General features: G+C 72.3%; 13 protein-coding genes. 5 read left to right on the top strand and 8 right to left on the bottom strand.

What is annotated here, in order from left to right; genetic code table 11:
- Positions 1–34: 34 nt before the first annotated feature.
- Positions 35–829, bottom strand: coding sequence for an SDR family oxidoreductase (locus tag ACIRJT_RS06455; protein WP_403905296.1), 795 nt, complete (start codon positions 827–829; stop codon positions 35–37).
- Between the two features lie 298 nt (positions 830–1,127).
- Entirely contained in the window at positions 1,128–1,757 is a 630-nt protein-coding gene (locus ACIRJT_RS06450; protein WP_403905294.1) for a TetR/AcrR family transcriptional regulator, read from the bottom strand.
- Positions 1,758–1,917: 160 nt separating this feature from the next.
- Here ACIRJT_RS06450 and ACIRJT_RS06445 point away from each other — a divergent pair, with 160 nt between their 5' ends.
- Both ACIRJT_RS06445 and ACIRJT_RS06440 read left to right on the top strand, forming a co-directional pair.
- The gene (locus ACIRJT_RS06445) at positions 1,918–2,910 is read left to right on the top strand and encodes a phosphatase PAP2 family protein (RefSeq protein ID WP_403905292.1); all 993 of its coding nucleotides are present in this window, start codon (positions 1,918–1,920) and stop codon (positions 2,908–2,910) included.
- Positions 2,907–3,875 (top strand): hypothetical protein, encoded by a 969-nt coding sequence (locus tag ACIRJT_RS06440; protein WP_403905289.1) that lies wholly within the window; start codon positions 2,907–2,909, stop codon positions 3,873–3,875. The genes ACIRJT_RS06445 and ACIRJT_RS06440 overlap by 4 nt, the downstream gene beginning before the upstream one ends.
- 57 nt (positions 3,876–3,932) lie before the next feature.
- On the opposite strand, the gene ACIRJT_RS06435 is transcribed toward ACIRJT_RS06440, so the two are convergent.
- Positions 3,933–4,463 carry a PadR family transcriptional regulator gene (locus ACIRJT_RS06435; protein ID WP_403905287.1) on the bottom strand — a complete coding sequence of 177 codons (531 nt, stop codon included), beginning with the start codon at positions 4,461–4,463 and terminating at the stop codon, positions 3,933–3,935.
- 73 nt (positions 4,464–4,536) lie between these two features.
- Positions 4,537–6,552: an FAD-dependent oxidoreductase gene (locus ACIRJT_RS06430; RefSeq protein ID WP_403905284.1), complete on the bottom strand. Its 2,016-nt coding sequence runs from the start codon at positions 6,550–6,552 to the stop codon at positions 4,537–4,539.
- A 202-nt stretch (positions 6,553–6,754) separates the two neighbouring features.
- Here ACIRJT_RS06430 and ACIRJT_RS06425 point away from each other — a divergent pair, with 202 nt between their 5' ends.
- Both ACIRJT_RS06425 and ACIRJT_RS06420 read left to right on the top strand, forming a co-directional pair.
- The gene (locus ACIRJT_RS06425) at positions 6,755–7,282 is read left to right on the top strand and encodes a DoxX family protein (protein WP_403905282.1); all 528 of its coding nucleotides are present in this window, start codon (positions 6,755–6,757) and stop codon (positions 7,280–7,282) included.
- On the top strand, positions 7,282–7,857 hold the full coding sequence (locus tag ACIRJT_RS06420; RefSeq protein WP_403905280.1) for a hypothetical protein: 576 nt from the start codon (positions 7,282–7,284) through the stop codon (positions 7,855–7,857). Before ACIRJT_RS06425 ends, ACIRJT_RS06420 begins: the two co-directional genes overlap by 1 nt.
- Here ACIRJT_RS06420 and ACIRJT_RS06415 read toward each other — a convergent pair.
- The 3 genes from ACIRJT_RS06415 to ACIRJT_RS06405 form a co-directional block, all read right to left on the bottom strand.
- Complete coding sequence (locus ACIRJT_RS06415; protein WP_403905277.1) at positions 7,815–9,956, bottom strand: MMPL family transporter; 2,142 nt, start codon at positions 9,954–9,956, stop codon at positions 7,815–7,817. The two genes, ACIRJT_RS06420 and ACIRJT_RS06415, sit on opposite strands and share 43 nt — an antisense overlap.
- Positions 9,957–10,103: 147 nt before the next feature.
- Entirely contained in the window at positions 10,104–10,604 is a 501-nt protein-coding gene (locus ACIRJT_RS06410) for a MarR family winged helix-turn-helix transcriptional regulator (protein ID WP_403905275.1), read from the bottom strand.
- Positions 10,605–10,704: 100 nt separating this feature from the next.
- Positions 10,705–11,283, bottom strand: a complete 579-nt coding sequence (locus ACIRJT_RS06405; RefSeq protein WP_403905272.1) for a fasciclin domain-containing protein — start codon at positions 11,281–11,283, stop codon at positions 10,705–10,707.
- A 152-nt stretch (positions 11,284–11,435) separates the two neighbouring features.
- On the opposite strand from ACIRJT_RS06405, the gene ACIRJT_RS06400 reads away from it, so the two are divergent.
- A complete protein-coding gene (locus ACIRJT_RS06400; RefSeq protein WP_403905269.1) occupies positions 11,436–12,278 on the top strand; it encodes a DUF1206 domain-containing protein in 843 nt (280 codons plus the stop codon).
- Here the strand turns inward: ACIRJT_RS06400 and ACIRJT_RS06395 are convergent.
- The gene (locus ACIRJT_RS06395; RefSeq protein WP_403905267.1) at positions 12,263–12,808 is read right to left on the bottom strand and encodes a DUF4383 domain-containing protein; all 546 of its coding nucleotides are present in this window, start codon (positions 12,806–12,808) and stop codon (positions 12,263–12,265) included. The two genes, ACIRJT_RS06400 and ACIRJT_RS06395, sit on opposite strands and share 16 nt — an antisense overlap.
- Positions 12,809–12,827: the final 19 nt, after the last annotated feature.

Genomic DNA, 12,827 nt, shown 5'->3' with positions numbered 1-12,827 from the left:
TCAGTACGACGATAAGCGGTGGAGGTGAATAGAGTCAAGGTGACGAGAAGGGGGGCATGGTCCGGCGGGTCGCATACCTGGCCGGGATCTCGCCTCCCCCGTGCACGGCGAGATCGGCGCCGTTGACGTACGAGGAGAGGTCGCAGGCCAGCCAGAGGCAGGCCCGCGCCACGTCGTCCGGTTCCGCCAGTCGTCCCATCGGGACGATGTCCGCCACCGCGGCTCCCTCGTCGTCGCCGTACAGCGCGGTGGCGTTCTCGGTGCGGATGGGGCCCGCGGTGATGTGGTTGACCCGGACCCGCGGCGCCCATTCGAGGGCCAGTGCGCGGGTCAGTCCGAGCAGGCCCGCCTTGGCCGCGGTGTAGGCGGCGGTGCCCGGTTGCGGGTCGTGGGCGGAGACGCTGCCGATGTTGATCACGCACCCGCCGTCCGGCTGCTCCCGCATCACCAGATTCGCCGCCTGTGCCGTGTGGAAGGGCGCGAGGAGGTTGAGCGCGACCACCTTCTCGACGAAGCGCGGTGAGACAGTCGCCGCGTCTGCGTCCGGGGAGCCGCCCGCGTTGTTCACGAGCACGTCCAGGCGGCCGAACCGCTCGGCGGTCGTGCGGACGAGATCCGCTGCCGCCGCGGGATCCCGCAGGTCCGCGGCCCGGAACGAGGCCGCGCGCCCGCCCGTGGACGGCGGCGCGTGCGGGGTGCGGCGCCCGCAGACCATGACGTCCGCGCCGCTCGCGAGGAAGGCTCTCGCCAACGCGGCCCCCAGGCCCCTGGTGCCGCCGGTGACCAGTGCCACCCGCCCGGTGAGGTCCATCGCACGGTACTGGTCCATGGTCCGCCCTTCGCCCTGGTTCCGGAGCTTCGCCGGAGCGCGCCCGGCGCCCGGCCGTGCAAAGCTACCAAGCGCTTGTTAGGTCATCCATAGCTGCGCCGTGATGACTGGCTGGGCCGTGAAGACCGCGGACGCACCGTGAAGAGGCACTGACGTGCGGGCGGAGGGGCGGACACACGGGCGGCCGGTGGCCTCCGCAGAGGTCACCGGCCGGCCGGGCGGTGCGCCGCCCCCGTCCCCACGGTGCGGCGCGCGGGTGGGCCGCCGCCCATCCGCTGGGGCGGGCGGTCCACGTCTGTCAGGACTCCGGCGCTCCCGCCGTGAGTCCGAGGCTCGGAAGGATCGCCATCTCGACGAACCGGGTCAGATACGCCGCGTCGGCGTAACGCCCCTCCAGCAGCGGCCGGGCGCGCATCACGCCGAGCAGCTGGGCCGCGACGAACTCCGCCCCCGGGAGGTCCGCCGCGATCTCGCCGCGCTCCCGACCCCGCCGGACCATCGTGTCGATCGCCGCGATCTCCGGCAGGATCAGCGCCTCACGCAGTGCGCACAGCAGATCCGGGCTCTGGAGCGCGGCATGGCTGAGGGCGTGCATCAGCGGGGTGTCGCTCCCCGAGGCCTCACCGATCGCCCGCGCGGCCTCCAACAGGTCCCCGGCCAGTGTCCCGGTGTCGATGTTCGGGAGCCGCATCCGCCGGGTGCCGTGCAGCGCGGCCACGACCAGCTCCGGCTTGGAGCCCCACTGCCGGTACAGCGTCGACTTCCCGCACCGGGTGCGCGAGGCGACGCCCTCCATCGTCAGCGACTCGTAACCGCTCTCCCGCAGCAGCTCCAGGACCGCCGCGTAGAGCTCCTGCGCCCGCTCCGGTGTGATCTTCGACCGGCGGGACGTGAGGGCTGACTCCTGCGCGGAATCGGGCGACGGCATGGGCTGTACCTCCTGCGGCGGTGCGGTGAGGTTCTCGATACGCCAGTGTACCGATACGCGCGTGTACCGATACGCCGCCGTATCGGTACACTGGCGTATCGATACGGCGTGGATCTCACCGGGCCGTCCCTGCACCGCTTCGCATCCAAGGGGGCACCGGGTGACCTGCGCCCGCACCGAGCCCACGGACCAGGAGCCGGACATACGTGCCCGACCGCCCCTCGTCCGCGAGTTCCTTCTCGTGGCCGGACTCTTCCTGGCCTACAAGTTCGGCCGCCGGGCCGCCAACGGTCATGTCGAGGAGGCGTTCCGCAACGCGCGGAACGTGTGGGACCTTGAACGCGCCCTGCACCTTCCCGGCGAGGGCGCGGTCCAGGGGCTGCTGCTGCACGGCCGGCCCCTGATCCACGCGGCGAACACCTACTACGCCACCGTGCACTTCCCGGCCACGGTCCTCTTCCTGGTCTGGCTCTACTGGCGCCGCCCCCGCCACTACGTCCGGTCGCGCCGGGTTCTCGCCGCGCTCACCGCCGCCGCCCTGGTCCTGCACCTGCTGTTCCCGCTGGCCCCGCCCCGGATGCTGTCGGTCGCCGGACTCGTCGACACCGGTCAGGTCTACGGACCGACGGTGTACGGACAGACGCCCGCGACCGACACGATGGCGAACCAGTTCGCCGCGATGCCCTCGCTGCACGTCGGCTGGGCCGTGATGGTCGCGGTCGGGCTGATCCTCGCCACCCGTTCCCGGTGGCGCTGGCTGTGGCTGCTGCACCCGGCGCTGACGCTGCTCGTCGTCGTGGGCACGGCCAACCACTACTGGCTCGACGCGATCGTCGTCGGGGCGATGCTCGCCCTCGCCCTCGCCGTCTTCCGGCTGCCGCTGACCGCCCGGACCGTTCCCGCGCGGCCGCCCGGGCAGGGCCGGTGGAGGAGCGGCGACGCACCTCCCGTACCGGCGTACGCGGGTGGCGCGAGGCCCGGGGACTTCGCGTCGGCCGCCCCGGCGGGGTCCGCCGGGCCCGTCACGGCGCCCGGGACCTTCGCGGCGGCCGGTGTGCCGCCGTCCCTCGGAGCCGTCGGCGGCTCCGCCGAGCCCGCCACCGGCTCGGATGCCGGATCACGGGCGCCCGCCCGGGCCGGAGCGGTGCGATGAGCGCCACGCTGCTCGCCGTCGCGCTCTCCCTCGTCTCGGCCGGCGCCTACGCGGCCGCCGCCGTGGCGCAGTCCCGGCTCGCCGGCCGCACCGACCCGTCCACCGGAGTCCTGCGCCTCCTGGGCCGTGGCGCCTGGTGGTCGGCGGTCGGCCTCAACGCCGGGGGAGCGCTGCTGCACGTCGCCGCGCTCAACTACGGCCCGCTCACCCTCGTCCAGCCGCTGGGCGCGCTCACCCTCGTCGTCGCCGTCCCGCTCGGGGCGCGCGCCGCCGGACGCCGGGTCGGCCGCGTCGAGTGGCGCGGTACGGCCCTGACCCTGCTCGGCCTCGGCGCACTGCTCCTGACCGCGGGCGGCTCCGCGCCCCACGAGACCCTCAGCCTTCCCGAGGCGCTGGGCGTGGGCGCGGCGACCATGGCGGTCGTCGCCGGACTCGGCAGGCCCGGGGCCCGCCCGGGGCTGCGGCACGCGGCGGCCTCCGGGATCACCTCCGGGGTCGCGTCCGCGCTCACCCAGACCCTCACCGTCGCGGTCACCGACCACTCCGGCGGGCCGCTGTTCAGCTGGCGGCTGCTGACGGTGGCGCTGCTCGTCTCCGCCTTCGCGATGGGCGGCCTGCTGCTGTCCCAGACCGCGTACCGGGGCGGGCTCGGCGCGCCGCTCGCCGTGGTCACCCTCGCCAACCCGGTCGCCGCCGCCGCGATCGGCCTGGCCCTGCTCGGCGAGCGCCTCCAGGGCGGGCCGGTCAGCCTGGTGCTCGCCCTCCTCGGCTCGGCGGCGGCGGTGCGCGGGGTGATCCTCCTCAGCCGGGCCCAGGGGCGGAACACGGGTCCGGAGGCCCCGCCCGAGGTCCCTGTCCCGGGGGACCAGGTCCCCTCCAGGGTCGTCATCGGCAGCCCCCGGCGCGCGGACCCCGCACCGCCGGCGGGCGTCCCGGAACCCGTCCCCGCCCACGCGAGCGGCTGACCGGCCCCGCGGCGGGAGCGTGACCGACGGGGCGACCGGGCCGTCCGGCTCTGCCGTTCAGTCCTCCAGGTCGGCGATGGCCCGGGTCAGCCAGCTGATCCAGAACGTCTCCAGGTCGATGCCGCCGCGCAGCACCAGATACCGCAGCCGGTCCTCGTCGGTCGTCGGCGCGGGGGTGAAGTTCCGCTGCTCGATCTCCCGGTACTCCGCCAACTGGTTTTCGTGCAGGGCGAGATGCCGGCGCAGTTCCACGCCCATGCCGTCCGCGCCGACCACCGCCGCCGCCCGCATCCGCAGCAGGAGCGGGTCGCGGACCGGCCGGGGATCCTCGGGGAGGGCCACCCATGCCGCCAGTTCCTCGCGGCCCGCGGGCAGGACCTCGTACTCCTTCTTCTGCCCCCGGGCCGGCACCGCCGCGGGCAGCGCCCTGATCCGACCGGCCTGCTCCAGTTTTCCCAGCTCGCGATAGATCTGCTGGTGTGTCGAGGACCAGAAGTAGCCGATCGACCGGTCGAACCTGCGGGTCAGTTCCAGACCCGAGGACGGCTTCTCCAGCAGAGCGGTGAGAATCGCGTGCGGCAGTGACATGGGGTGCATCCTAAGGACGTACGGAGACCGGGGCGCGCAGGCCCTTTCGCCTGCGCCCCGGGCGCCCGGGCGCTCACAGCGCGGCGGCCAGCTCCGTGCCCTGGCGGATGGCCCGCTTCGCGTCCAGCTCGGCCGCCACGTCCGCGCCGCCGATCAGATGGACCGGGACGGCGCCCGCGCGCAGCTCCTCGTACAGCTCGCGGCGCGGTTCCTGGCCCGCGCACAGCACCACCGTGTCGACCGGCAGCACCCGTCGCTCACCGTCGACGGTGAGGTGGAGTCCCTCGTCGTCGATGAGGTCGTAGGAGGCTCCGGCGATCATCTCGACGCCCCGGTGGCGCAGTTCGGTGCGGTGGATCCACCCCGTCGTCTTGCCGAGCCCCGCACCGACCTTGGTGGTCCTGCGCTGGACCAGGTGGACCGTGCGCGGCGACTTGGGACGCTCGGGCGCGCGCAGCCCGCCGCGCTCCGCGTAGGAGGTGTCGACGCCCCACTGCCGGAAGAACGTGTCCGCGTCCAGGCTCGCCGCGTCACCGCCGTCGGTCAGGAACTCCGCGACGTCGAAGCCGATGCCGCCCGCGCCGACGATGGCGACGCGGTCGCCGACCGTCGCCCCGTCGCGCAGCACGTCCAGGTAGCTGACGACGTTCGGGTGGTCCGTGCCGGGGATCGCCGGGGTACGCGGCTCGACGCCGGTGGCGAGCACGATCTCGTCGAAGCCTCCGAGCGAACCGGCGTCCGCCCGGGTGCCCAGCCGGACGTCGACGCCCAGCTCGGCCAGTCGCGTGCGGAAGTAGCGCAGCGTCTCGTCGAACTCCTCCTTGCCCGGCACCCGGCGCGCCACGTTCAGCTGCCCGCCGATCTCGTCCGCCGTGTCGAACAGGGTCACCGCGTGCCCCCGCTCGGCCGCCGTCACGGAGCACGCGAGGCCCGCCGGCCCGGCGCCGACCACGGCGACGCGCTTACGGGTCCGGGTCGGGCTCAGGATCAGCTCGGTCTCGTGGCAGGCGCGCGGATTGACCAGACAGGAGGTGATCTGGAGGCTGAAGATGTGGTCCAGGCAGGCCTGGTTGCAACCGATGCAGGTGTTGATGGCGTCGGCCCGGCCCGCCGCCGCCTTCGCGACGAACTCCGGGTCGGCCAGGAAAGGGCGGGCCATGGAGACCATGTCGGCCCGGCCGGAGGCGAGGATCTCCTCGGCGACCTCGGGGGTGTTGATGCGGTTGCTCGTCACCAGCGGTACGGAGACCGCGCCGCGCACCTTCTCGGTCACCCAGCTGAACGCGCCGCGCGGTACGGAGGTGGCGATGGTCGGGATCCGCGCCTCGTGCCAGCCGATGCCGGTGTTGATGATCGTCGCGCCCGCCGCCTCGATCGCCTTCGCGAGCGTCACGACCTCCTCCAGCGTCGAGCCGCCCGGCACCAGGTCGAGCATGGAGAGCCGGTAGATCAGGATGAAGTCGTCGCCGACCCGCTCGCGGACCCGGCGCACGATCTCGACGGGCAGGCGCATGCGGTTCTCGTAACCGCCGCCCCAGCGGTCGGTGCGGTGATTGGTCGCGGAGACGATGAACTCGTTGATCAGATAGCCCTCGGAGCCCATGATCTCGACGCCGTCGTAGCCCGCGAGGCGTGCGAGACCGGCCGCTCGCACGAACTCCTCGATGGTCTCCTCGACCTGGTCGTCGGTGAGCGCGTTCGGGGTGAAACCGCTGATCGGGGCCTTGAGCGCGCTCGGTGCCACCAGGTCGGGGTGGTGCGCGTACCGCCCGAAGTGCAGGATCTGCATGGCGATCCGGCCGCCCGCCGCGTGCACCGCCGAGGTGATCTCCCGGTGCTGTTCGGCCTCCGCCCCGGTCGTCATCTTGGCCCCGCCGGGGAAGGAGCAGGCCCGTTCGCTGGGGGCGATGCCGCCGGTGACCATGAGGCCGACGCCGCCCCGGGCGCGCTCGGCGTAGAACGCGGCCATCCGCTCGAAGCCGCGTTCGGCCTCCTCCAGGCCGATGTGCATCGATCCCATGAGCACCCGGTTGGGCAGGGTGGTGAACCCGAGGTCCAGGGGGCTCAGCAGGGTCGGGTACAGGCTCATGGGGGTCTCCTCCGCACAGGGTCGTCGGGTCAGTTGTAGACCACCGCCAAGCGCTTATGCAACGAGTTGCACAATGATCTGCGTCGCACCCCGCCCTTGGGGCGCCGGGCCCGTGCCACGGACGGCGTACCCGGCCGCGCCCGCCCGCCTCCCGCGGACGAGAGTGGGTCCGTACCCGATACCCCTCACCCCGGGAGTCCTCATGGTCTGCGTCAACCGGCGTGATCTCGGTCTGCTCGCCCTGCGCGTCGGCACCGGCGCGGTGCTCGCCGCCCACGGCAGCCAGAAGCTGGCCGGCTGGTTCGGCGGCGGAGGCATCCAGGGCACCACGGCCGCGATGGAGGCGATGGGATTCCACCCGCCCAAGCACAGCGCCGTGGCCGCCGGGCTCGGCGAGGCGGGCGGCGGCGTCCTGCTGGCCCTGGGCCTCGCCACCCCGGCGGCGGGCGCGGCGGCCGCCGGGGCGATGGCCGGCGCGGTGGCCGTGCACGCCCCGGCGGGCTTCTTCGCCCAGGGCGGCGGCTACGAGTACCCGGCGTTCCTCGGCTTCACCGCCGCGGCCATCGGTCTGACCGGCCCCGGCCGTTACTCCGTGGACCACGCCACCTGCCATGTCTTCGACCGCCCCTGGATGGTCGCGCTGGCCTTCGCGGGCAGTGCGGTCGCCGCCGCGGCGGTGGTCGGCAGGCGCGCGAAGGGACAGGCCGACCAGGCGCGGGAGGAGTCCTGATGGCCGAGGACCCCTCCCGTGCAGCCGACTCCTCCCGTGCCGTCGACCCGTCCGGCGCCGGCGCCCCGCCGCCACCGGCCGGCTTCGCACAGGAGCCCCGGACCGGACCCGGGCAGGGGGACACGCCGTGGCAGCGCGTCGACGGACCGGCCGGCCACGCACCGGCGCCCGATCCGGACAGCCCCTGGGTGACCGGCGGGGTGCTCTTCGCCGGGATCCTGATGCTCTGCCAAGGCGTGGTGGCGGCTCTGGAGGGCGTCGCGGCCCTTGCCGACGGGGACGTCTACGGCGACGTCGGCGAGTACCTCTACCGGATCAGCCTCACCGGCTGGGGCTGGATCCACCTGGTGCTCGGCGTCTGCGTGGCCGTCACCGGGGCCGCGCTGCTCAAGGGGGCGGGGTGGGCGCGGGTGGCCGGCATCCTCTTCGCCTCCCTGAGCCTCTTCGCGCACTTCCTCTTCCTGCCGTACGCGCCCCTCTGGTCGGTGATCGTCGTCGCCCTGGACCTCTTCGTCATCTGGGCCCTGGCCGCCTACCGGGACCCGGACCCGGTTTCCGCGACCGTGCCGCGCTGACCGTCCGCCCCTTCCCGGCTCAGGGCACCCGGCCACCACGCCTTCGGTCCGATGTCCCGCACCAGGGCCGGGACGAGGAGCGACCGGACGACCAGCGTGTCCAGCAGGACGCCGAAGGCCACGATGAACGCGATCTGGAGCAGGAACGCCAGCGGGATCACGCCCAACGCGGCGAAGGTGGCCGCCAGGACGACGCCCGCCGACGTGATGACCCCGCCGGTCGTGGTGAGCCCGCGCAGGATGCCCTCCCTGGTGCCGTGGCGCAGCGACTCCTCCCGGACCCGGGACATCAGGAAGATGTTGTAGTCGACGCCGAGGGCGACCAGGAACACGAACCCGTACAGCGGTACCGACGAGTCCGTGCCGCTGAAGCCGAACACATGGGTGAAGACCAGCGAGGAGATGCCGAGGGTGGCGAGGAAGTTCAGCGCCACGGTCGCCACGAGCAGCACCGGCATCAGCAGTGACCGCAGGAGGAAGACGAGGATCACCAGGATGATCGCCAGCACCACCGGCACGATCAGCATGCGGTCGTCCTCCGCCGTCCGCTGGGTGTCGTACTGCTGGGCGGTGTAGCCGCCGACGAGTGCGTCCGAACCGGGCACGGCGTGGACCGCGGTGCGCAGCGCGGCCACCGCCTCCTTGGCCCCGTCGCTGTCGGCCGCGTCCTTGAGGGTCGCGTCGACGCGGACCTTGCCGTCGACGACGAGGGGTTCGCCGCCCGGCCGCCCGCCCGCGCTCACCGGTGCGACCGAAGCCACTCCTTCGGTGCGTTCGGCGGCCTCGGTGACCTCGGGCAGGCGGTCCGCCGCGGCGATGATCACGGCCGGATTGCCCGAACCGCCGGGGAAGTGTTCGCTCAGCGTCTCCTGGGCGGCCACGGACGGGGCGTCGTTGACGAAGATCTCGTCGAGCGGAACCCCCTTGGAGGTGAGCGTGGGGGCGAACGCGGCACAGGCGATCAGGGCCGCCAGGGTGATCGCCCACACCTTGCGGGGCGCCCGGTCGACGAGGGCGGCGACCTTGTGCCAGATGCCGTGGCCGCCGGACACCTCGTCGTCGGCGGGCTTGGGCTTCGCCGGCCAGTAGGCCTTCCGGCCGAGCAGCACCAGGGCGGCGGGCAGGAAGGTGAGGGCGCTCAGGACCGAGCAGACGATGCCGATCGCGCCCACCGGCCCGAGGGCCCGGTTGTTGGTGAGGTCGCTGAGCAGCAGGGCGAGCAGCCCCGCGGCCACCGTCGCGGCGCTGGCCGTGATCGGGCCGAAGGACTCACGCAGCGCGACGCGCATCGCGGTGAACCGATCGCCGTGGACGGCGAGTTCCTCCCGGAACCGGGCGGTGAGCAGCAGCGCGTAGTCCGTCGCCGCGCCGATCACCAGGATCGACAGGATGCCCTGCACCTGACCGTCCACGCGCACGATGTCGTGGTCGGCGAGGACGTAGACGATCGCACAGGACAGGGCCAGGGCGAACACGGCGCCGAGGATGATGACGAAGGGCAGCAGCACGCTGCGGTAGACCAGCAGCAGGATGACGAGCACCGTGATCAGGGCGACTCCGAGCAGCAGCCCGTCGATGCCCGCGAAGGCGTCGGACAGGTCGGCCTGGCTCGCGGCGGGCCCCGCCAGCTGGACCGTCGTGCCGGGCACGGACGCACCCGCCTCCTCGATCCTCTCCAGCACCGTCGGCAGTTCGTCCCCGAGACCGGGGCTCAACTGCACGATGCCCTGGAGCGCGAGGCCGTCCTTCGAGGGCAGTGCGGGGGAGGGCGCTCCGACGACACCGTCGCTCCCGGCGAGCGAGGCGAGGGCGCCGGTGGCGGCCTCCCGCTGCTCGTCGTTCACCGGCGCGTCCTTCTTCGCCGACGTCCAGACGACGATGGCCGGCAGGGTCTCGTTCTGCTGGAACGCCTTCTGCGCGTCGATGACTTGGGTGGACTCGGCGTTCTGGGGCAGGAAAGCGGCCTGGTCGTTGGTGGCGACCTCACCGAGCTTTCCGGCGTACGGGCCGAGCCCGCCGCCGATGCCGAGCCACGCGATCAGCAGCACGACGGGGACAAGCCAGCGGATCGACCGTGCGGAGCGTGCAGGGGTGGACATGTCTCTCCCGGGGGTGGAGATATCTCAGTAATGAACAATCTCAATCGTTGAAATACATTACGGGAACGCTCGCGCGGGCAACCGCAGGGGGGTGGGTTCGGCGGCCGCGGGTCCATCCATGGACGCACCCGACCCGGCAGTTGAAGCTCAGCGACGCGCCGTGGGGACTTCGCCCAGCTCCTCGTTCATGGCGGCGAGGAAGCGCAGGACGGTCGTCAGCTCCGTCTCGCTGAAGCGGGCTCTGGCTCGTGCCGTGGCCTCGGCGAGCGGCATGAAGTAGTCGCGGGCGGCTGTCCGGGCGCTCGCCTCGTAGTACACGTGCACGACCCGGCGGTCGCTGCTCTCCCGGGCCCGGCGGACATGACCGGCCCGCTCCAGCCGGTCCAGGCAGGCGGTCACCGCGCCGGAGGTGAGACCCAGATGCTCGCGCAGCGCCCCCGGGGTGAGGGGCGACGGGGCGTCGAGGATGGCAGCGAGCGCGCTCACGTCCGTGGGATGCAGCTGCTGGTGCGCCGCGAAACCGTGAGTCATCCGGTTGATCTCGCCGTTCATCCGGCGGAGCTCCACCGCGAACGCCTGGAGGTCCGCGAGCGGCGCCCCGGGCTCCGGGGCGCCGCTGTGGGTCGGTCGGTCGTCGGCGCTGGTCACGCGCTCAGCGTATAGAACGGGCGCGCGGGAGCCGTGCCCGGACCGTCGTGGGGTCCGGGCGCGGGACCCGCCGTGCGCGGAGGCGGCGGCGCAACCGTCACTACGACGGCGGCATGAGCACGGTGTCGACCAGGTTCACCGTGGCGTTGGCGGTCGGCACATTGCCGCAGACGATCTTCGAGGAGTCGTTCACCGTGAACTCGGTGCCTGAGCCCTTCGTCGTGAGTTCGCTGCCCTCCAGCGTCTTGAAGGTGCCGTCCTCCATCTGCTGGGTCGTGACCTTCTCGCCCACCACGTGGTACGTCAACACCTTGGTGAGCTGGGCCTTGTCGTTGAGGAGAGCCTCCAGATCAGCCTGCGGGATCTTCTCGAAGGCGGCGTTGGTCGGCGCGAACACCGTGATGTTCTTCGCGTTGTTGAGCGTGTCGACCAGGCCGGCCTTCTTCACCGCGCTGACGAGGGTGGAGAGTTCGGGGTTGTTGGACGCGGCGGTGGCGACCGGGTCCTTCGCCATGCCTTCCAGGCTGCCCGCGCCCTCCTTCGGTACGGAGGAGCAGGCGGGGCCGTACGGTTCGGCAGGTGCCTCGGCCTGGGCCTGCGGAGCGAAGAACGCCAGAGAGGCGGGAAGGGCCAGTGCCGCGGCGGCCGCCGCGGTGCGCTGCAGACGGGTGATCGTCATGATGTCTCCTCCGGCGAGCGGGGGTGGGTCTTCTCCTTCTCTCCACGCTGACGCGCCTTCGCCCGGACCGCTCGCCGCGTCGTTTCTGCGTCGAAAGTCATGCTCCGGCGCGCTCATGACATTGATCCGCCGGACCGGGGCAACCGGGATGCATGAATACCCGTTCAGTAACAGCGCAGGGACGCGGCCAGGCGAGAAGAGCCGCCAACAGCACCGCGATGGAGGCAGGAGCCCGCGCGGGCTTCGTGGCACGCGGGGTGATCTACGTCCTCGTGGGCGCCCTCGCCCTGCAGATCGCGCTGTCCGGAGGCGGCGGGAAACAGGCCGACCGGGGCGGCGCGATCGGCGAGATAGCCGAGAAGCCCTTCGGGAAGATCCTGTTGTGGGTGCTGGGCATCGCGCTGGTGGGGATGGCGCTCTGGCGACTGTCCGAGGCACTGTTCGGCGCGGCCGGGGCCGACGGTCGCAAGCCCACCAAGCGGGCCATGGCGGCGGGCCGTGCCGTCTTCTACGGATTCGTCGCCTACTCCGTCCTGTCCTTCGCCGCCGGTGACTCGGGCAGCGGGAGCGGATCGTCGGACCAGCAGTCGAAGGACATCACCGCCAAGGCGCTCGGCTGGCCCGGAGGCCAGTGGATCGTCGGGATCGCGGGCGTGGGGGTGGCTTGCGCCGGTCTCTGGATCGCGGTCCGGGCGCTCATGCGGAAATACCACAAGCACCTGAAGATGTCCGAGATGTCCAAGCGGGTTCGGCAGGCGGTCGACTTCACCGGAGTCTTCGGCGGTACGGCGCGCGGCATCGTGTTCGCCACGGCGGGGGGATTCGCGGTGGCCGCAGCGATCGAGCACCAGCCGGACAAGTCCAAGGGCATGGACGACACCCTGCGTTCCTTCACCGACACCCCCGTCGGCCCGTATCTTTTGGTGATTATCGCCCTCGGACTGATCGCTTTCGGCGTCTTCTCCTGGTTCACCGGCCGCTATCGCAAGGTCTGAGCGCCACTCCGCCCGAGCTGTCCGCCCGCCGCCGCACTCCTGCGGGCGGCGGCGGCCTCGCGGTCCGCCTGCTCCGGGTGGCGGCTGCGCCAGTACGGATTGTCGTGCGGCAGGCCGCCCGTCACCCGTCCGTACATGCCGAACGTGAGGATCAGCAGCCCCATCACGAAACTGAAGACGACGTTCGGCATCCCGAAGTCCAGGATGTTCGCGGCCCGGTCCAGGATGAAGAGGTGGCCGAAGCCGCTCAGCAGGAAGAGCGTGCCGATCGTCATGTTCAGGGTGGACGCGACGTTTCCGCCCACCGCGGCCCCGGCGATCAGCAGCACGCCGACGACCACCGAGATCAGGCTCAGCAGGCCGTTGGTCGACAGCCCGGCGATGTGATCGCCGCTGGTGTCGAAGAAGCTCAGCCGACTCGTGAAGCCGAGGATGCCGAAGATCAGCAGGATGGCGCCGCAGAGGCCCGCGCCGATCCGGTACACCTTCGCCAGCCGGTGATCTACGGGGAGTTCGTTGCTCAGTCTCATGGCCGTCTCCTGTCCGTCC

This window comes from Streptomyces sp. NPDC102283 (assembly GCF_044766265.1).
Lineage (GTDB): Bacteria > Actinomycetota > Actinomycetes > Streptomycetales > Streptomycetaceae > Streptomyces.
Note: the sequence above shows the minus strand (reverse complement) of the source record. Positions and strands in the feature narration are given on the sequence as shown.

Bases quoted from the DNA above. Each gene is read 5' to 3' on its own strand.
- ACIRJT_RS06455 (WP_403905296.1), bottom strand. From the start codon at position 829: ATGGACCAGTACCGTGCGATGGACCTCACCGGGCGGGTGGCACTGGTC.
- ACIRJT_RS06450 (WP_403905294.1), bottom strand. From the start codon at position 1,757: ATGCCGTCGCCCGATTCCGCGCAGGAGTCAGCCCTCACGTCCCGCCGG.
- ACIRJT_RS06440 (WP_403905289.1), top strand. From the start codon at position 2,907: ATGAGCGCCACGCTGCTCGCCGTCGCGCTCTCCCTCGTCTCGGCCGGC.
- ACIRJT_RS06435 (WP_403905287.1), bottom strand. From the start codon at position 4,463: ATGTCACTGCCGCACGCGATTCTCACCGCTCTGCTGGAGAAGCCGTCC.
- ACIRJT_RS06430 (WP_403905284.1), bottom strand. From the start codon at position 6,552: ATGAGCCTGTACCCGACCCTGCTGAGCCCCCTGGACCTCGGGTTCACC.
- ACIRJT_RS06425 (WP_403905282.1), top strand. From the start codon at position 6,755: ATGGTCTGCGTCAACCGGCGTGATCTCGGTCTGCTCGCCCTGCGCGTC.
- ACIRJT_RS06420 (WP_403905280.1), top strand. From the start codon at position 7,282: ATGGCCGAGGACCCCTCCCGTGCAGCCGACTCCTCCCGTGCCGTCGAC.
- ACIRJT_RS06415 (WP_403905277.1), bottom strand. From the start codon at position 9,956: ATGTCCACCCCTGCACGCTCCGCACGGTCGATCCGCTGGCTTGTCCCC.
- ACIRJT_RS06405 (WP_403905272.1), bottom strand. From the start codon at position 11,283: ATGACGATCACCCGTCTGCAGCGCACCGCGGCGGCCGCCGCGGCACTG.
- ACIRJT_RS06400 (WP_403905269.1), top strand. From the start codon at position 11,436: ATGAATACCCGTTCAGTAACAGCGCAGGGACGCGGCCAGGCGAGAAGA.
- ACIRJT_RS06395 (WP_403905267.1), bottom strand. From the start codon at position 12,808: ATGAGACTGAGCAACGAACTCCCCGTAGATCACCGGCTGGCGAAGGTG.